Source organism: Capillimicrobium parvum (genome assembly GCF_021172045.1).
Taxonomy (GTDB): domain Bacteria; phylum Actinomycetota; class Thermoleophilia; order Solirubrobacterales; family Solirubrobacteraceae; genus Capillimicrobium; species Capillimicrobium parvum.
Window position 1 is genome coordinate 987,524 of the sequence record NZ_CP087164.1, and the last position, 17,562, is coordinate 1,005,085.

Here is a 17,562-nt window from a genome sequence, read left to right on the forward strand (position 1 = left end):
ACGCCGTGAAGTAGGTCCGGGCCTGCCGAGAGGGTGTGGGTGTCGAAGCTCACACGTCTCAAGGAGGCCCGGATGGCGCACCATAGAGCCCGGTTCACCGCGCGTGGACGCGAGGTTGTCGTTCGTCGTGTTGTTGACGACGGCGAGACGTTCGCCCAGGCGGCCCCCTGGGCGAACGTCTCGAAGTCGACCGTGTGGGAGTGGGTGCATCGCTGGCGCCAAGCCACGCCGGACGAGCAAACATCGCTGGCGTGTCTGACCGAGCGCTCCAGCCGCCCGCACCGCTCACCGCGACAGGTGCCAGCCGAGGAGGCCCAGCGGATCTGCGAGCTGCGCAAGCGGACCGGATGGAGCCCACGGAGGCTCGCCGACGAGCCCGAGATCGCGCGGTCGCACTCGACCGTCCACCGAGTCCTGCAACGCGCCGGCGTGTCCCGGCGCCCCGCCCCTGAGCGGCCGGCGGTCGTCCGCTATGAGTGGCCGTGCCCCGGCAACCTGCTGCACATGGACGTCAAGCGCTTCGGCAAGTTCACCGAGCCCGGCCACGCCGTCACCGGCGACCGCACCAGGCGCTCACGGCGGGTCGGTTGGGAGTACTGCCACTCGATCGTCGACGATTGCAGCCGCCTGGCCTACAGCGAGATCCACGACGACGAGAAGGCCGCCACGGTCACCGCGTTTACCCGTCGCGCGCTGGACTTCTTCCTCGAGCACGGCATCGTCGCCGAGCGACTGATGACCGACAACGCGTTCGCCTACGTCCACAACAAGACGCTCAAGGCACTGCTGCACGCCAGGGCGATGAATCACCTCCGCACGCGGCCCTACACGCCGCGCACCAACGGCAAAGTGGAGCGCTACCAGCAGACGCTGCAGCGTGAGTGGGCCTACGCGCTCGAATACGCCTCAAGCGAGGCCCGTCGAGCTTCGCTGCCACACTGGGTGCGCCACTACAACGAGCGGCGCACCCACAGCGCCCTCGGCAACCGACCCCCACTCGACCGCGTTCGGCAGGTCACCGGGCTCGACAGCTAGGCCCGGACCCGGCTCGACGAGAAGCGCGCCGGCGCGGCCGGCTCGTCGGGCTCGATGCCGAGCAGGTACGCGAGCACCGGCTCGGCGACGGGCATGAGGTTCTGACGGTCCGACACCTGATAGTGGCGATGCAGCGCGGGCGTGCCGTTGACCTCGTTGATCACGCCGCCCGTCTCGCGCAGCGGCCGCGACGGGTCAGCGGTGACCAGGTCGACGCCGGCCAGGCGCACCCCGAGCGTACGGACCGCCGTGTGGGCATCCTCGACGATGGCGTCGCAGAGCTCGTCGCGAGCGGTCCGGCAGTCCTCGACCCGCGCCTCGTTGGTGGCGATCTTGACCGTGCAGCGCGCCCCCGCGGCGGGAACCGAGCCGAGCGCGAGACCGGCGTGTGACAGGGTGAGGAGGCAGTCCAGGTCGACGCGCAGCGGGTAGATCCCGTCCGCGCCGCCCGCCCGCGCCCGGCGGCGGTTCTCGGCCCGGATGAGCTCCTCGACGGTCGACGTGCCGTCCCCGTCGACGGTGGGCGACGACTGGCAGACGACGTCCAGCAGACGGTCGTCCAGAAACAGCAGCCGGTACACCGAGCCGCGCGCCTGGCGTTCGATGAGCAGCGTGTCCGAGCGGCGGCCGGCGCGCATGGCGGCTCGCGTCAGGTCCTCGGCAGTCCTCACCCCGCACGTCGTACCGTCGCCGCCGCCGGTGCCGGTCGCTGCCTTCACCACGCACGGCCCGGGCTCGCGGGCCAGGAACTCGAGCCCCCGGGCCGGATCGTCGCGGGTGAAGTCGCGGTGCACGGGCACGGGGACCCGCGCGCGCAGCAGGAGCTGGTGCACGGTCCGCTTGTCGATCGCCAGGCGCAGCGTGACCGCGTCGTCGAGCGCCACCGTCTGCTCGAACACTCGCGTCCGTGCGGGACCGTGCCCGATCTCGAGGATGCCGCCGGGCAGCTCCTCGAGGATGTCGGCCCCCAACGCAGCGGCCGCGTCGCTCCAGATCCGCCGGTAGACGGCGTGCTTGACCCCGGGCGCGATCTCGCCGCGGTGCAGGCCGTGGCGCATGCGGTGCACGACGTGCCGCACGCCGGTGCCGCGCAGGAGGTCCAGGCGCGGGGCGAGGTCGCGTCCGCGCTGGGTCGCCGTCAGGGCCTGGAGGGCTCTGAGCGCGACCGTGTCGCGGGCGGTCACGCCTCTGCGCTCCACGGGCCGTTGGTCGTGCACCGCTCGTCGATGGCGTCGAGCACGGCGCTCAGCTCCCCGGGCCGACGGCCGTCGAAGCGCTCGCGCAGGCCCATCGCGGCGACACGGCGCAGCCGCTCGGAGGCTGCGCACGTCACCAGCGGCTCGACGCCGGCCGCCTCCAGCACGGCCGCCGATCCCGCCAGCTCGTCGGCGCGGCGCTGCGCGTGCAGCGCCAGGCTGCACATCACGCGCTCGGCGAGCTCGGGGAAGGAGACCTGCTCGCCCGGGCCGGCGATCGTCGGCAGCAGCTCACGGTCGACGCCGTGGCGCCGCGCGGCCAGCAGCGTCTCGGCGATGAGCGCGTCGCGGCCCTTCATGTACACGCTGCGCAGCAGCTTGATCAGCGAGGCGCGGCCGGCGGGGCCGTCGATCGCCCGGACGGTCATGCCGAGCCCGCCCGCGAACCGCTCCCATGCGGGCGCGCCCGGGCCGCTGGCGATCATCGGCACGGCCCAGCCGCTCATCACCACGGTGCCCATCACCGCCACGTCGGCGTAGGTACCGCCGCGGACGGCGATCGCGTCCGCGGCGGCCGCCTTGTGCCCCGGCTCGCCGGCGCTCACGTCGGCGAACAGCGCGCCGGGCTCGAGCAGCTCGGCACACGCGCGCGCCACGTCGCCGGCCACCGTCGCCGGGACCGCGCTGACGACCACGCCGGCCCCGGCGACCGCGTCCGCCAGCGTCGCCGACGGCCGCGCGCCGAGCTCCCGCACCTCGCGGGCCCGCGCGCCGGCCTGTGGCTCGGGCCGCGGTCGGCGGTAGGCGCGGACGTCGGGCAGGCCGCTCTCGACCATCCGGGCCGTCAGCACGGAGCCGAGCTCCCCGAAGCCGATGATGCCGATGGGCGGGACGGCGCGCATCACGCCACCCGCGTCGTCCTGGCCCGCGGCGCCCGCAGGCCGTCCCGTGTGATCCTGCGGCGCAGCTTGGCGGCGCCCTGGGCCATTCCCATGGCGCTCGGAACCGGATCCGACCAGCGGAAGTGCGGAAGGTGGAAGGGGTGCATCAGGCTGCGCAGCCATCCCGCGGTGGTCACCTCGCCGTGGGCTCGATAGCCCAGGAACGCCGGCACGTCCCAGACGTGCCACATCCGGTCGCCGGCGCGGACCGACGGGGTGTGGGACACGTCGGCCCCGCGGGCGCGGTCGTAGGCGATGCCTGCGAGGTCGACCCCGGCGCGCCGGACGAGCTCGTTGGCGGCGGTGAAGCGGTGGTTGCACTCGATCAGCTTCAGGCTGCCGTCGCGGGCGTCGCGCTTGAACTCGACGTTGCCCACGCCCCGCAGGCCGACGCCGGCGAAGAAGCGCAGGCCGAGCTCCGCGACGTCGGGATGCCACTCGATGACCTGGTACGTCGACAGCCCGAAGTGGACGGGATAGCCGCGCAGCTTGCGCTTGGTCAGGTGGAACAGCGGGCGGCCGGAGTCGTCGATGTAGGTGTAGTAGGAGAGGAACTGGTCGTCGCCGCCGGGGATGATCTCCGTGACCATGACCTCGATCCCCAGCTCCCTGGCCGCGGCCACCGTCGTGCGCAGGCTCAGCTCGTCCGCGACCGGCAGCAGCTTGGCCCGGAAGTGCCGCTGCCAGACGTGCGAGTGCACGGGCTTGACCGCGCACGGGAACCCGAGCTCCGCGACCGCGCGGCCCACGTCGGACGCGTCGCGGACGATCACGGTGCCCGGGGTGGGGACGCCGACGGCCCGGGCCCGCCGGTAGGTGTCCTCCTTGTCGAGCATCGCGAGCACCACGTCGTCGTCGGCCTCGATCGGGAGATAGCCGAGCCGCTCGAGCCGGCCCCGATGGCGGGCGATGAGCTCCAGGCCGTCGTCCTCGCACGGCAGGACGACGGCGCCCGCCGGGCCCTCGCGCTCGAGCCAGTCCAGCCAGCGCTCCTGGAGCCGGCCCCCGCCGGGGGCCGCCACGAACCGGTGGCAGTGGCGCGACCCCGCCACCGGGCCCGGCTGCCCGGCGAGCACGTGCACGCGCACGCCTCGCGCTCCGAGCGATCGCGCGACCGACAGGGCCGGGCCTCGGCCGCCCAGCAGCACCGCCGGGGCCCGGTCCATCCCGCGACGGGTGCCCGCGTCACCCATCGCGCCGTCAGACCCTGTCCAGGGCGCTCTCGGCCACCACGCCGTGCGCGTCGAGGATCGTGTCGACCCAGTCGTTGGAGAAGTCGCCGCGCGCGACGGCGTCCGTGTAGTCGGACTCGGCGGCCGACTGCTCCTGGAGCCGTCGCAGGACCTCGCCGACGTTGGCGTGGGGGACCACCACCACGCCGCATTCGTCGCCGACGATGACGTCTCCGGGGTGCACGACGACGCCCCCCGCCGAGATCGGGTGGTTGATCTCACCCGGCCCGCGGTGCAGCGGCCCGATCGGCGTGATCCCGCGCGCGAAGACGGGGAAGTCGCCGAGCGCCTCGATCGCGGGCTGGTCGCGGATCAGCCCGTCCACGACGAACCCGGCGATGCCCCGGTGGCGCGCCTTGGTGGAGATGAGGTCGCCGAGGACGGCGTTCATCGACGACGTGCTCGTGTCGATCACGACGACGTCGCCCGGCTGCGCGACGTCGAGGCTCTTGTGGACCATCAGGTTGTCGCCGGGATAGCAGCGCACCGTCAACGCCGGTCCCACGATGGTGGCCGTCGAGGTCATCGGCTTGATGGCCGTGTGCATCGCGTAGAGGCGGTTGGTGAGGTCGGAGATGTTCGGCGTCGGGAACGCTCCGAGCGCCGCGACGCCGGCGGGATCAGGCCGTTCCATGTCGAGGCGGATGCGGAATCCGGGCCCCGGGTGCATCTCGGCGGACTTCGGCTTGCTGACCATCGAGCAACCTCCTACTCGCACGTTGTCCCGCCTGGTGTGCGGAACGTCGACATCGCTTCAGGCACCGCGACTCCGCGTCGCGCCCCATGACGCTTTGACCGCGCCGGCGGGCGCGCCGCAGCGGGGCGCGCACCAGCTGGACGGATGGGCCTCGATGACCTTCGCCTGGGACTCCGCCTGGTGCAGGCCCGGCAGGTGCAGGCCGTTGCGGGCCGCGTTGTAGGCCCACAGCCAGTTGTCGTACGCCGAGCTGGCGCCGAAGTAGGTGACGTCCAGCCGCGCCTCGTCGGCCATCTCGTACCACGCGTCGCCCAGCCGGTTCCACTCCGCCGCGCCGGCCGCGCCGACGCGGCGCGCGGACGGCCAGCCGACCTCGCCGATCGACCCGCGCCGGTCGAACTCGGAGAGCCAGTCGACGAAGTGGCGCAGGTCGTGCAGGAACTCGTCCTGGTCGGCGGCGGTGGGCTCCCGCTGCGGCTCCTCGGAGGTCATCCCCGGATAGGCGTGGGCCGAGTAGACGTGGCGGTCGATCGGGTCGTCGATCCACGGCTTGGGCTGATGCTCGCGCCACGCTCCGGCGGACGCGTAGTCGTTGCCCTCGATCCACAGCAGCGTGCGGTCGCCATGCGCGCGCAGCGCCTGCACCACACCCTGCGAATAGCTCTGCCACACGTCGTCGGCGATCTCGTAGGGCTCGTTCATCAGGTCGTAGGCGTACACGCGCCGGTCGTCGCGGAAGACGTCGGACAGCCGCAGCCAGAGGTCGTCGAACTCCTCCTGCGAGATGCCGTCGCCGAGCGTGCTGGTCGCCTTGACCACGTCGGGATGGCGGCCGCCGCTGTGGACGTCGATGATCGCCCGCATGCCCGCGCGGCCGATGGCCGCCACCTCGGCGGTCAGGAGGCGGAGGAACGGCTCGTCGAGTGGGCCGCCGAGGCTGCGCTGCACCGAGCCCCATTGGAATGGCAGCCGGATGATCCGATGCCCCCGCGCCGCGAGGTAGCGGTAGGAGGCGCCGGGTTCGCAACGCGAGGCGTAGTTGAGCGTGTAGCTGTTGATGCCTCGCAGGTATGCGTGGGCGCCGCCGCCCCCGGGGACCGTGAGGGGATGGGGCGCCGGGAGCCGCTCCTCCCCGCAGGCGCCGCAGAGAACGGTCGCGACGGCGCCGAACGCCGCGCCCACGAGCAGCTGGCGGCGGGTCATGGCCACCTGGGCGCCGTCGGCATTGTGGCCGTGCGAGCGCCGCTCGCAGCGGGGCCGGCGCCGGGGACCGTTGTCAGAGACGGTGCCTGCCATGCGTAGCTCCTCACCGTGGGGCCCCCCCTGTCCGACATGGAGCAGCTGCTGCGCCGGGCTCGCCCTGAGCCCAGCCTGGCGTTCACGCAGGACCTCGAGGCATCGCTCGTGGACTCCCGCCGCGCGCGGCGGCGGCCGTCGTGGCGGCCGAGCCCGCGGCGCGCGCAGCGCCTCGTCGTCGCGGTCGGTGGCGTCGCGGCCTTCGCCGCGGCGATGCTGGTCCTGAGCATCGCCGGCGTCCGCCCGCTCGGCACCGGTGGCACGAACGGAGCCGAGGCAGGGCAGCGGTGCGTCAGCGTCACGGAATGGCGCGTGCAGCGCGAGCCGGTCGTCACGGTCACCGCGGACGGGCGGCTGCGACTCGGCGGCCGGCCGCGGCTCGTCCCGCAGCAGCACCTCCGCTGTCGTTGACACCGGGCCCTCGGGGCTGGGACGGCTCATGCCGATTCCCTGGCGAGCTGCTGCTGGGGTTGCCCGGTGGCCGGGTCGACCGTCTCGCGCAGCCGGCGCAGGGCACGCGAGCAGATCTGATGCACGTTGGCGGGCGTCGTGTCCATGCACTGGGCGATCTCGGCGACCGACAGGTCGGCGCAGTAGCGCAGCGCGACGACCTCGCGCTCGCGCGGGCGCAGCTGCGAGAGCCACGCCTTGACGCCCTCGACGCTGACCGCCTGGGCGAGCGGATCCTGGGCGGACACGATGCTGTCGACGATCTCCGGGTGCTCGTCGAGCGAGGGCCCGTTGCGATGGCGCTGGCGGCGGAGATGGTCGATGAGCACGTTGCGGGCGATGGCGAAGATCCAGGTCTGCTCGCTCGAGCGCGCCGGGTCGAAGCGGTTCCACGAGCGGACGATGCGCTCGAACGTGGCCGCCGTGAGGTCCTCGGCGGTGTCGCGGCCGACCGAGTAGCTGAAGAAGCCGTAGACCGCGTGAAGGTGCTCGCGGTACACGGTCTCGATGACGTCGACCGGCATGGTGCCGCGGCGCAGGCGCCAGGGGCGCGGACGGTTGCGGGCGCCCGGCAGCCCGACCGGCTGCGGGACGCTCGAGCTAGCCACTCGCTGACCCGAGGCCGATGCTGTCACCAAGTCGGCAGAAACGCATGCCGTGCCACTCTGCCCACGTCCGGCCCAACATTCCCGGGAGCTTTCGTGGGAGCTTTCTACCTGACAGACGATGTTGAGCAACCGCGTCAATCCGGGCCTTCCTCCGCGGCCGCGGCGCCGCTGCGCCAGAACCCGGAACCCGCACGTGGTTCGGAAGGGCACTCGCTCCGGCGCGCGGGCACGACGCCGCGCAACCACGCTCCGGGATGCGGCCCGCTCCCGGCGTGGGTGCGGGTGGGCTTCGTGTCGGACGACCACATTCACCGGATGCGCAGGGAGCCGGCCACCGAGAGGCCACCGAGCCCGAACAGCGTGAGCACGAGCGCCCAGCCGAAGCCCTGGTCGATGTGTTCCGCGCCGTTCCTCGCGGCGGCGTCCACCACCGACTTCGGACTCAACGCCGGGCCGGGCAGGAGGGCCTTCACCCTCGGGTCGAAGGAGGTCTGCCGCCGTCCGCCCTGGTGCATGCGGGCGGGTCCGGCGGGAAGCGCCAGGATGACCTCACCGGCGACGCCCGCCTTCTCGAGCCGATGGACGATCGGCTTGGGGAGGACTGAGGCGAGCGGGCGTGTGGGCTTGTCGCCCAGATGGGTATCACCGTCCGCTGTAGGGAGGCTTTCGCAGTACTGTTCGACCGCGGCCGTCCCGGGAGGCGCCTTGCAGTTGGTCTTGGCGTGAGCCGCCGACGCCGGGACGAGAAGCACAAGCAGGAGCGTGAGCAGGATCCACCTGGCGTTCATACATCGGCCGGTACGCCCCAGTCGCGCTGTTCATGACACCGAGTGGCCGCGCTCCGGCGTGACGATCGGGCTCGCCGTGCTGATCGCGTCGGGGCTTCTCGTCGCGGCATTGCGCGGAGGCTCCTACGCCGTCATCCCCCGTACGCAGGACGCGATCGCGGTCTGGTGGGTGATCGGGCTGTCCGTCGCGTTCGGGCTCCTGCCGCGCCACCGGTGGTCGGTCGAGGTCCGCTTGGCGGTCGCGGGGCTGCTGGGCCTGGCGGCCTGGACCGCGCTGGGCCTGCTCTGGACCGACAGCGCCGAGCGCACGCTCGAGGAGGCGCTGCGGGTCCTGAGCTACGCCGGGCTCGTCATGCTCGTCGCCTGGTCGTTCGGCGCGCGCGACCGCACGCGGGTGGTCGTCCTGCTGACCGCGGTGGCTGGTGTGGTGTGCCTGCTGGCCCTGCTGTCTCGCGTCGCCCCCGAGCTGCTCGGCACGCAGAGCACGAGCGGCTCCTACGACACCACGCGCCTCGCGTATCCGTTCAACTACTGGAACGCCGTCGGCTGCTGGGGCGCGATGACGCTCGCCCTGGCGCTGCCCCTGAGCGCCCACGCCCGGCGGCGATGGCTGCGCGCGGCCGCGCTCTGCATCGCGTCGCTGGCACCCGTCGTGGTGTACCTGACGTACTCGCGAACGGCGGCGCTGGGCGTCGTGCTCGTGGTCGTGCTGGTGGTCGCGCTGTCCCCGCAGCGCTGGTTCGTGGCCGCCAACGCGCTCATCGCCGGAGTCGGCGCGACAGCGGCCGTTCTCACGATCCGCGGCGCTCCGGAGATCGCCCGGGGGAATGGGACGGCGGGCCGCGGAAGCGTCGTGCTCGTGCTCGCGCTGGTGGGTCTGCTGACCGTGGCGGTGGCGTTCGTCGGCCCGCACGAGCGGCTCCGGCGGGTCCGGACGCCCCTCCGCGCCGCCCGGATCGCGTTGGCCGGGTCGCTGGCGGCGATCCTGGTCGTGGCCATCCTGGCGGGCCCGCGGGCGTGGGACAGCTTCCAGCGCGGCTCGGAGCCGGCCGGAAGCGATCCGGTCCAGCGCCTGACCTCGCTGTCCGGGACACGACGACTGCTCTGGACGGCGGCGCTCGACTCCTTCACCGACCGGCCGCTGGCCGGCATCGGCGCCGGGACGTTCGAGTTCGCCTGGAACCGCGATCCGCACCGCTCGGGTCACGTGCTGGACGCGCACTCGCTCTACCTGGAGGCGCTGGCCGAGCTCGGGATCCCCGGTGCGCTGATGGTCATCGCGGCGCTCGCGGCGCTGCTGGCGGGAGCCCTGCGCAGCATCCGGCGTCAGACGGACGACACGGCGCGAGCCGTGGCCGCGGGATGCGCCGTCGCGTTCGTCGTGTTCTGCGTCACCGCCGGGGTCGACTGGATGTGGGAGTCGACCGCGGTGACCTGCCTGGCCCTCGTGGCCGGGACGCTCGGCGCGGCACCGCCGGGACTGCCGCTGCCGCGCCCGCGCTGGCCGGTGCGGGTGCGTGTCGGGATCCTCGCCGCCGTCGCGATCGTCGTCCAGCTTCCGGTGCTCGTCGCCGCCACCGAGATCCGCACGAGCCAGCGGGCGGCGGGCCAGGGACGCCTCGTCGACGCGCTGTCGTCGGCCACCGCGGCCGCCGAAGCCGAGCCCTGGTCGGCCAGCGCCCATCTGCAGCGCGCCCTGGTCCTCGAGCAGCTCGGCCAGCTGCCGGCGGCGGGCGCGGCGGCCGCCCGGGCCACGCGGCTGGAGCCGGTGAACTGGCAGCCGTGGCTGGTCCGCGGCCGCATCGACGCCGAGCGTGGCAACGTCGCCCAGGCGCTGGCGGATGTCCGCCGTGCGCGGGCGCTCAACCCCCGCGCCCCGATCTTCCAGCCGGGCGTGGCCCGCGCCCTTGCGGCCCGGTCGCCGTGAGGTCGGGCAGGCGCAGGGGGCCGCGCAGGACGACCGGCCCCTCCGGGGTGTCGTGCACCGCGTGTTCGAGGGTGACGACCACCTCGCGGTAGCGCTCGGCCCCCGCCGGCAGGTCGCGGTGGTTGACGAAGCGGCCGCTGGTGCCCACCGGGGGCACGACGAAGCCGAGCGGCAGGGCGTCGCTGCTGGACCTGACGAGCCAGACCGCGTACGCCGCGACGGGCGTGCGCGGCTCGGGCGCCAGGCCCTCGGCCGCGATCGTGATGACGCGACGCCCGCGCAGTGCCTCGACGCGTGTCGTGCCGCTGGGAGCCGTCGCGCCGGCCTGGCCGCCGGGCGGCAGGAGCGTTGCCGACGCCACCCTGGGCCCCAGCTGTTGCGCGGTGCGTCCCGGCGTCGCGGGGGTCCCCTGTTCGGCGCCGCCGGCCGAGCGCAGGGCGGCGACCAGGGCGAGGCCGATCAGGAGCACGGCCGGGATCCCGACGGCGAGTGCGCGCACGGTGCCACGGGCCCGGGAGCGGCGCGGTGGTGGCACGTTCTCGCCTCGCGACGCCACCTCCCCCGCGGCGGCCCCTCGGATCGGCGAAGCCGCGGGCGGATCCGAAACCGGGCCGCAGGCCGGCACCAAGGGCGCATCGACGCAGAGGGCGTCCGCGGCACGGGCGACGAGCTCGCCCGCGGTCGACGGACGCGCGGCGGGGTCCTTGGCCAGCGCCGAGGCCACGAGCTGGTCGAGCGCAGGCGGCGATCCGGCAACGCGCTCGCAGACGCTCGGCGGCGACGCCGACAGATGGGCGCCCAGCGTGCCTGCGCGCGATCCGGAGGTGTAGGGCGGGTCGCCGGTCAGACAGCGGACCAGCAGCGCGGCGAGCGAGTAGACGTTGCTGCGCGGGCTCGGCGCCTCGCCGCGGATCTCCTCCGGGGCCAGGCCGTCGACGTCGCCCAGGAGCCGACCGGGCCGTAGCGAGCCAGGCCAGCGCGGTCCGACGTCGGCCAGGACGCCGGCATCCTCGCGCCCCGCGTCGCCGCCGACGAGGATGGCGTGCGCGGTCAGCGAGTCGCAGACAAGGTCGACCGCATGCGCGGCGTCGAGCGCGGCAGCGATCGCGGCGAGGATCGCGATCGTCCGCTCGGCCGACAGCCGGCGCTCGGCGGCCAGCAGGTCGTCGAGGGTCCGTCCCGGCGCGGGGCGCGTGGCGATCCAGGGCCCGTGCGGCGAACGCCCGGCGTCGATCACCTCGGCCAGCCCCGGGTGGCGCAGGCGCCGGCGTAGCGCCACCGCGTCGGAGAAGGCGCCCAGCCCGGCCGGGCGCCGAGCGAGATGGACGAGGACGCGCAGCAGCACCTCGTCGTCCCGTCGCGGGTCCCGGGCCGCGTAGGCGGCGAACACCCCGGGCTGGTGGTCCAGCGCCCGCTCGATCTCGAACGGCGCGACGGCGAGCCGGGATGACGGCACCCGGCCGATCATCGTGGTCCCGGACCGGAGACCGCTCCGGCAGGAGCCTGCTGTTCGATCGCCGGAACGGCGTCTGGAGATGGGCCCACGAACACTCCTAGCGCACATGCCCGGCGGGGCTCCCGACCTCGCGCGCTGACGGCATGTCCGGCCGATCACGGTACATCACGGCGCACCTTCGAGCCGCACGTCAGAAAGCTGGGCCACTGCGCGTAATCGTCCGGGCAACAACGAGCCGCGTTCGAAGCGCAGGGGTGTGATTTTCGATGACGGCAGGGATGCAGATCAACGACGGCGAGCGGCCGAGGCCGCCCCGCGCCATGACGACGACGACGGTCGGCGAGGGCCGCTTCGAGCGCCGCGTGCGCCGAGCCGGCATCGGCGGGCGCGCGCTTCGCGGCGGCCTGGCGGAGCGGCTCGACGGCACGGGCGCGGTCTGTGCGGCCCCGATCGAGGAAGGCCGCCGGGCGCCGCGGACGCTCGTACGCGAGGGACTGCACCGGCGCGCGCTGATCGTCGCCGACGCGCTGGTCGCGGCCTTCATCGTTGCGGCGGCGGTCGTCGTGAGCAACGACCAGGTGGGCTGGGCCATCCTCATCGCCGAGCCGGCGATGGTGGTCGTCAACAAGGCGGCGGGGCTCTACGAGCGCGACGAGCTCGTCCTGCAGAAGTCCACGCTCGAGGAGACGCCCGTGCTGGCGCAGGTGAGCGCGCTCTTCGCGCTGCTCGTGTCGCAGCTGCTGCCCGGATCCGTGGGCCTTTCGGGCGTCCTGCTTCTCGCGGTCGCGACGTTCGCCTTCCTGTTCACCGGCCGCGTCGCGGCGCGGTGGATCGCGCGGCGCCTCGCCACGGTCGAGCGCTGCATGGTCATCGGCGACGAGGCGAGCATCGCGACGGTCTCCGCGAAGCTGGCCTCCAGCCCGGCGAAGGCCGCAGTGGTGACCTCGATGCGACTGCATCCCGGTGAAGGACGCGACGACGTCGCATCCTTCCGCGAACAGGTCGACCGCCATCAGGTCGACCGTGTCGTCATCGCCCCGCTCGAGAGCGACCCGACGGAGCTGCTGGAGATCGTCCGGGTGGCCAAGGCGATCGGGCTGCGCGTGAGCCTCATCCCCCGGCTGCTCGAGGTCGTGGGGTCGGCCGTGGCGTTCGATCAGCTCGACGGCCTCACGGTCCTCGCCGTGCGCTCCGCCGGGCTTGGGCGCTCGTCGCGTGCGCTGAAGCGCACGTTCGACATCGTGGGCTCCACGGTCGCGATCGTGCTCCTGGCCCCGCTGATGCTCGGGATCGCTGTGGCGGTGCGCTGCAGCTCGCGCGGGCCGGTGTTCTTCCGCCAGGTGCGCGTGGGTCGTCACGGGCGTCGCTTCGAGATCATCAAGTTCCGCTCGATGGTCTGCGACGCCGAGGCGATGAAGGCATCGCTGGCGCACCTCAACGAGACCCAGGGCCTGTTCAAGATCCGCAGCGATCCGCGCGTGACCAAGGTCGGCCGGGTCCTGCGCCGGAGCTGCCTCGACGAGCTGCCCCAGCTGTTCAACGTGTGGCGCGGCGACATGAGCCTGGTCGGGCCGCGTCCGCTGGTCACCGACGAGGACGCGAAGATCACCGGCCTGGACCGCAGCCGCCTCAGGCTGACCCCGGGGATGACCGGCCCGTGGCAGGTCCTCGGGTCGGCCCGCATCCCGCTGCAGGAAATGCTCGCGATCGACTACCTCTACGTCGCGAACTGGTCGCTGTGGACCGACGTCAAGCTGCTCCTGCGGACGATCCCGCTCGTGCTCTCGCGCGCGGGGCTGTGATGGCGGGCGCGCCGCGGTCGTCGCTGCTGCGGCGTCTCGGCTTCCGCCGCGTCCGCGGATCCGCGCGCAGCGTCCTGCTGGTCTGCTCGCCGGGCGGCCATCTCCAGCAGCTGCTGGCGCTCGAGCCGGCGTGGGACGGCCTGCACACGAGCTGGGTGACCCTGCCCGGCGCGGACGTCGAGCATCTCCTGGAAGGGCGGGCCGTCGACCTGGCGCACGGCCCGACCAACCGGGACCTCGGCATGCTCGTCCGCAACCTGCCGCTGGCGTGGCGCATCATCCGCGCGCGCGATCCCGACGCCATCCTCTCGACCGGCGCGGGCGTGTGCGTGCCGTTCTTCTGGGTCGGCCGGCTGCTCGGCCGCCGCTGCGTCTACGTCGAGAGCTTGACCAGGCTGGACTCGGCGTCGCTGAGCGCGAAGCTGATCTACCCGTTCGCGTCGGAGTCCTTCGTCCAGTGGCCGGGGGCCCGGCTGCGGCGGCGGCACCGCTACGCGGGGAGCGTCCTGTCGTGATCTTCGTCACCGTGGGGACCCACCAGCAGCCGTTCACGCGCCTGCTCGCCGCGGTCGGCCCGCTGGCCGGCGTCGACGAGCTCGTGGTGCAGCACGGCAGCGCTCCGGCGCCGCCCGAGGCCGCGGTGGCCGTCCCGTACCTGTCGTTCGCGCAGACCGTCGCCTACGTCGAGCGCGCGAGCGTGGTCGTCACCCACGCCGGCGTCGGCAGCTTCCTCGTCGCCCGCCGCGCCGGGCACGTGCCGGTGATGGTGCCGCGACTGCGCCGCCTGGGCGAGCACGTCGACGATCATCAGGTGCAGTTCGCCCGTGCGCTCGAGGAGCAGGACGACGCCATCGCCGTCCTCGACGTCGCCGGGCTCCTGGGGGCCGTACGGGCCGTCCCGCCGCGGCGACCGGTGGCGGCCGCGCGGCCCGGGACCCTGCCCGCGGCGGTCCGGCGGGCGCTCGACGGCGAGCCGCTCGGGTCGGCGGCGCCGCGCTGGGCGCCCTACGCCGCGGGGCGGCGCTCGGCGGCGACGTAGCCGCGGCGGCGGACCGTGTCGGTCCAGGTCCGCGCCGGCGAGAGCAGGAGTCCCCGTCCGACCGGCGAGAGCTTCAGCGCGAAGCGGCTGCGGTCGTCGCGGTGGTCGATGGCGACCCGCGGGATAGACAGCAGGTCCGCCGTGGCCTGGCCCTGGCGCGGGAGCGTGAACGCGTGGCGATACCCCGCATCCCGCGCGGCAGCCGCCACCCGGGGGTCCCACTCGCCGAAGGGATAGGCGAGCGAGTCGCAGCGGCCGAGCCGCTCCATGATCCGGCGGCGGGAGTCCAGCAGCTCGTCGCGCAGCTCGTCGTCGCCCAGCGCCGGGAGGTGGAGGTGCCGGTTGGTGTGGCTGCCGAACTCGATCCCGGCCTCGGCCATCGCCTCGGCCGCCGGCCAGTCGAGCGACCGCATGACCTCGGGGTGCGCGTCGCGGCGCGGCCGGATCTCGGGCCAGTCGAACGCCGCGCCCGAGTCGACCGCGGGCGGCAGCACGAACACCAGCGCCGACCAGCCGCGCTCGCGCAGGAGGGGCGCAACCGTCGTGGCGTTGTCGGCGAACCCGTCGTCGAAGGTCAGGAACGCCCACGGCCGTTCGGGCCGGCAGCCGGCGGCGAGCTGATGCAGCTCGCGCCCGCCGACGCCGCGGTAGCCCCAGCGCGCCAGCAGGTGGAGGTGGCGCTCGAACTGCTCGACGGGGACCGACGACCATGCCGGGCCGCGGTCGGCCACCGAGTGATAGGCGAGGAAGACCGCATCGTGTGTGCGGTTGCGCAGCGGATCGCGCACCGGTCGTGCTCCGTTTCCCGTCATCGCACGCCGGCACTCACCGCAGGAGGTGCGGGTGCCAGCTCGCGGTAGAGATCGTCGAGGCGCTGGTAGACCTCCTCGTGGCCCAGCCGGTCGGCCCGGGCGGCGGCGGCGGCGCCCAGCCGCGTGCGCAGGGCGGCGTCGCCCGCCAGCCGCGCGAGCGCCTGGGCCAGCGCGACGGGATCGGCGGGGTCGACCAGCACGCCGTCGACGCCGTCGCTGATGACCTCCGGGATCCCGCCCGCGCGCGTGGCGACCACGGCCTTCCCCTGCGAGAGCGCCTCGAGCAGGACGACGGGCAGCCCTTCGGAGATCGACGGCAGCACGACGATATCTGCGTCGGCGAGGGCGGCACCGGCCGCGTCGCGCTCGAGCCAGCCCAGCCACCTGACCCGGCCCCCGGTGTCGCGCAGCTCGGGCGCCGGCCCGAGGCCCGCCATGGTCACCGACACGCGAGGCGCGGCGGCCAGGAGCTCCGGCAGCGCCTCGACGAGCACGTGGCCGCCCTTGGCCGGGTTGGCGAACCCGCCGAGATACAGGACCTCGACCGCGTCGCGTCCCGGGGCCGACGCCGTGGCCGGGCGCGGCGCAGCGGCCGCGGGCCTCGGCGGCGCGGCGTTGGGCACGACGACGATGCCATGCACGCCGAGCCCGCGCTCGATCTCAAGGGCCCCGGCGCTCGACACGCTGACCACCCGGTCGGCGGCGCGGAATGCCCAGGCGAACAGCCGACGCCGCAGGGGCCCGATGCGCTCGCAGAAGGCCGCGATGTCGCCCGGCCCGGCGTGGACGTGCAGGATGACCGGACGGCCGGTCGCGCGCGCGGCGAGCACGCAGACGCTCTTGCGGTACCAGCTGCCGCGGGTGGCCGTGTGGATGTGGACGAGGCGCCGGCCTCTCCGCAGCGACCAGCCCACCAGACGCGCCAGGCCGCCGGCGAACGTGGCCGCGCGGCGCCATGGATCGGCGTCGCCGTACGTCGCGGTGCCATAGGTGGCGATGAAGTCGAGCTGGTGGCGCTCGGCGAGCGGTGACGAGAACAGACCTTGCATGACCGCGGGCATCCCGCCGCGGCCATGCAGGTCCGGCCCCACCTGGGCGACCCGCAGACGGGACATGGGTGCGGGCCGCCCGGGCAGCGCTGACGCGAACACGTCGGCATAGCGCCGCACCATGGTGTCCGCGTCGTAGCCGGCGGCTCCCCGCCGGCCAAGGTCGGAGAGCTCATGCCGAAGGCGATCGTCGGCGAGGACCCGGCCGCACGCCGCGGTGAACGCGGCATCGTCCATGTGCGGCACGCAGACGCCGCCGCCCGTCGCCGCGAGCACCGTGCCGACGTCCCCGACGTCGTAGGCGACGACCGGGACGCCGAGCGCGAGCGCCTCCAGGATGGTCATCGGCATCGTGTCGGCGCGCGACGGCAGGACCAGCAGGTCGGCGAGCGCCATCACGCCGGGCGCGTTGCCGCGGCGCCCGAGGAACACCGCCCAGTCGGCACCCATCGCCTGCGCGCGGGTGCGCAGCTCGTCCTCGCGCGGCCCGGTGCCGACGAACACCGCGCGCACGTCGCCGAGGGCGTTTCGCAGTGCCGCGACGGTCTCGAGCGTCTGCTCCTGGTTCTTCTCGGTGCGGAAGTGGGCGACGTGGACGACCACGAGCGCCTGGTCGGGGATCCCGAGCTCCGCCCGTGAGGGCCCGCGGCCCGCCGCGCCCCGCACCTCGTCGAGCGGGATCCCGTTGGGGATGTGGACCAGCCGGTCGCGCGGCACGCCCTCGGCGGCGAGCAGCTGCTCCTGCGAGCGCGCGCAGACCACCGTCGTCGCGGTCAGCGGGCCGAGCAGGCGGTGGTGGGCGGAGACCCAGCGCCCGCGGGGCGCGCCTTGGCGCGAGACGTGGATGCGGCGGTCGGTCGCGTGGTCGGACACGACCACCGGCCGGCGGGCCAGCAACGCGGCGAGGCGCCCGTACAGGGTGGCGTCCCAGCTAGTGCAGTGCACCACGTCGGCCCGGCGCGCCAGCCGTGTGAGCTGCGGAAGCGCGAGGAGCCGGGCGCGCGGTCCGAACGCGCCGAGCTCGAGGATGCGCACGCCGGCCGACGTCAGCGCCTCGACGGGAGGCAGCACGCGTCCCAGCGCCACGACCGTCACGTCGTCGCCCTGCTGCGCCAGGCCGCGGGCCAGGTGGCGGACCTGCCATTCGGCTCCGCCGGTGCCCAGATTCGAGAGCACGAGCAGCAGTCGGCGGGGCCTCGTCATCTCCACGCCGCTTCCTACGCACGGTCCCGCG

Annotated in this window: 16 protein-coding genes; 6 read left to right on the top strand and 10 right to left on the bottom strand. The window is 74.1% G+C overall.

Annotated features, from left to right (window positions below; genetic code table 11):
* The first annotated feature begins 72 nt into the window (after window positions 1-72).
* Entirely contained in the window at window positions 73-1,035 is a 963-nt protein-coding gene (locus tag DSM104329_RS04850; protein ID WP_259311247.1) for an IS481 family transposase, read from the top strand.
* Here DSM104329_RS04850 and DSM104329_RS04855 read toward each other — a convergent pair.
* The 5 genes from DSM104329_RS04855 to DSM104329_RS04875 are packed head-to-tail and all read right to left on the bottom strand — an operon-like array spanning window position 1,032 to window position 6,397.
* Window positions 1,032-2,234 (bottom strand): D-alanine--D-alanine ligase family protein, encoded by a 1,203-nt coding sequence (locus tag DSM104329_RS04855; protein ID WP_259314266.1) that lies wholly within the window; start codon window positions 2,232-2,234, stop codon window positions 1,032-1,034. The genes DSM104329_RS04850 and DSM104329_RS04855 overlap by 4 nt on opposite strands.
* On the bottom strand, window positions 2,216-3,133 hold the full coding sequence (locus DSM104329_RS04860; RefSeq protein ID WP_259314267.1) for a DUF1932 domain-containing protein: 918 nt from the start codon (window positions 3,131-3,133) through the stop codon (window positions 2,216-2,218). The genes DSM104329_RS04855 and DSM104329_RS04860 overlap by 19 nt, the downstream gene beginning before the upstream one ends.
* On the bottom strand, window positions 3,133-4,365 hold the full coding sequence (locus DSM104329_RS04865) for a carboxylate--amine ligase (protein ID WP_259314268.1): 1,233 nt from the start codon (window positions 4,363-4,365) through the stop codon (window positions 3,133-3,135). Before DSM104329_RS04865 ends, DSM104329_RS04860 begins: the two co-directional genes overlap by 1 nt.
* A gap of 7 nt (window positions 4,366-4,372) precedes the next feature.
* Window positions 4,373-5,101 (bottom strand): RraA family protein, encoded by a 729-nt coding sequence (locus DSM104329_RS04870; protein WP_259314269.1) that lies wholly within the window; start codon window positions 5,099-5,101, stop codon window positions 4,373-4,375.
* A gap of 57 nt (window positions 5,102-5,158) precedes the next feature.
* On the bottom strand, window positions 5,159-6,397 hold the full coding sequence (locus DSM104329_RS04875; protein ID WP_259314270.1) for a glycoside hydrolase family 5 protein: 1,239 nt from the start codon (window positions 6,395-6,397) through the stop codon (window positions 5,159-5,161).
* A gap of 15 nt (window positions 6,398-6,412) precedes the next feature.
* Here DSM104329_RS04875 and DSM104329_RS04880 point away from each other — a divergent pair, with 15 nt between their 5' ends.
* Window positions 6,413-6,808 (top strand): hypothetical protein, encoded by a 396-nt coding sequence (locus DSM104329_RS04880; RefSeq protein WP_259314271.1) that lies wholly within the window; start codon window positions 6,413-6,415, stop codon window positions 6,806-6,808.
* A 26-nt stretch (window positions 6,809-6,834) separates the two neighbouring features.
* On the opposite strand, the gene DSM104329_RS04885 is transcribed toward DSM104329_RS04880, so the two are convergent.
* Together DSM104329_RS04885 and DSM104329_RS04890 are read right to left on the bottom strand one after the other, a co-directional pair.
* Entirely contained in the window at window positions 6,835-7,455 is a 621-nt protein-coding gene (locus DSM104329_RS04885; protein ID WP_259314272.1) for an RNA polymerase sigma factor, read from the bottom strand.
* Window positions 7,456-7,763: 308 nt separating this feature from the next.
* The gene (locus tag DSM104329_RS04890) at window positions 7,764-8,243 is read right to left on the bottom strand and encodes a hypothetical protein (protein ID WP_259314273.1); all 480 of its coding nucleotides are present in this window, start codon (window positions 8,241-8,243) and stop codon (window positions 7,764-7,766) included.
* Window positions 8,244-8,301: 58 nt separating this feature from the next.
* On the opposite strand from DSM104329_RS04890, the gene DSM104329_RS04895 reads away from it, so the two are divergent.
* On the top strand, window positions 8,302-10,170 hold the full coding sequence (locus DSM104329_RS04895; RefSeq protein ID WP_259314274.1) for an O-antigen ligase family protein: 1,869 nt from the start codon (window positions 8,302-8,304) through the stop codon (window positions 10,168-10,170).
* On the opposite strand, the gene DSM104329_RS04900 is transcribed toward DSM104329_RS04895, so the two are convergent.
* Window positions 10,106-11,626, bottom strand: coding sequence for a serine/threonine protein kinase (locus DSM104329_RS04900; protein ID WP_259314275.1), 1,521 nt, complete (start codon window positions 11,624-11,626; stop codon window positions 10,106-10,108). The genes DSM104329_RS04895 and DSM104329_RS04900 overlap by 65 nt on opposite strands.
* A 278-nt stretch (window positions 11,627-11,904) precedes the next feature.
* Here DSM104329_RS04900 and DSM104329_RS04905 point away from each other — a divergent pair, with 278 nt between their 5' ends.
* From DSM104329_RS04905 to DSM104329_RS04915, 3 genes are read left to right on the top strand one after another with little or no spacing between them, the layout of a single operon-like run.
* Window positions 11,905-13,428, top strand: coding sequence for a sugar transferase (locus tag DSM104329_RS04905; RefSeq protein ID WP_259314276.1), 1,524 nt, complete (start codon window positions 11,905-11,907; stop codon window positions 13,426-13,428).
* A complete protein-coding gene (locus tag DSM104329_RS04910) occupies window positions 13,428-13,943 on the top strand; it encodes a UDP-N-acetylglucosamine transferase subunit ALG14 (RefSeq protein ID WP_259314277.1) in 516 nt (171 codons plus the stop codon). Before DSM104329_RS04905 ends, DSM104329_RS04910 begins: the two co-directional genes overlap by 1 nt.
* On the top strand, window positions 13,940-14,467 hold the full coding sequence (locus tag DSM104329_RS04915) for a glycosyltransferase (protein WP_259314278.1): 528 nt from the start codon (window positions 13,940-13,942) through the stop codon (window positions 14,465-14,467). Before DSM104329_RS04910 ends, DSM104329_RS04915 begins: the two co-directional genes overlap by 4 nt.
* On the opposite strand, the gene DSM104329_RS04920 is transcribed toward DSM104329_RS04915, so the two are convergent.
* Both DSM104329_RS04920 and DSM104329_RS04925 read right to left on the bottom strand, forming a co-directional pair.
* Window positions 14,434-15,255 carry a polysaccharide deacetylase family protein gene (locus tag DSM104329_RS04920; protein ID WP_259314279.1) on the bottom strand — a complete coding sequence of 274 codons (822 nt, stop codon included), beginning with the start codon at window positions 15,253-15,255 and terminating at the stop codon, window positions 14,434-14,436. The genes DSM104329_RS04915 and DSM104329_RS04920 overlap by 34 nt on opposite strands.
* 20 nt (window positions 15,256-15,275) lie before the next feature.
* Window positions 15,276-17,531, bottom strand: a complete 2,256-nt coding sequence (locus DSM104329_RS04925) for a glycosyltransferase family 4 protein (protein ID WP_259314280.1) — start codon at window positions 17,529-17,531, stop codon at window positions 15,276-15,278.
* Window positions 17,532-17,562 lie beyond the last annotated feature (31 nt).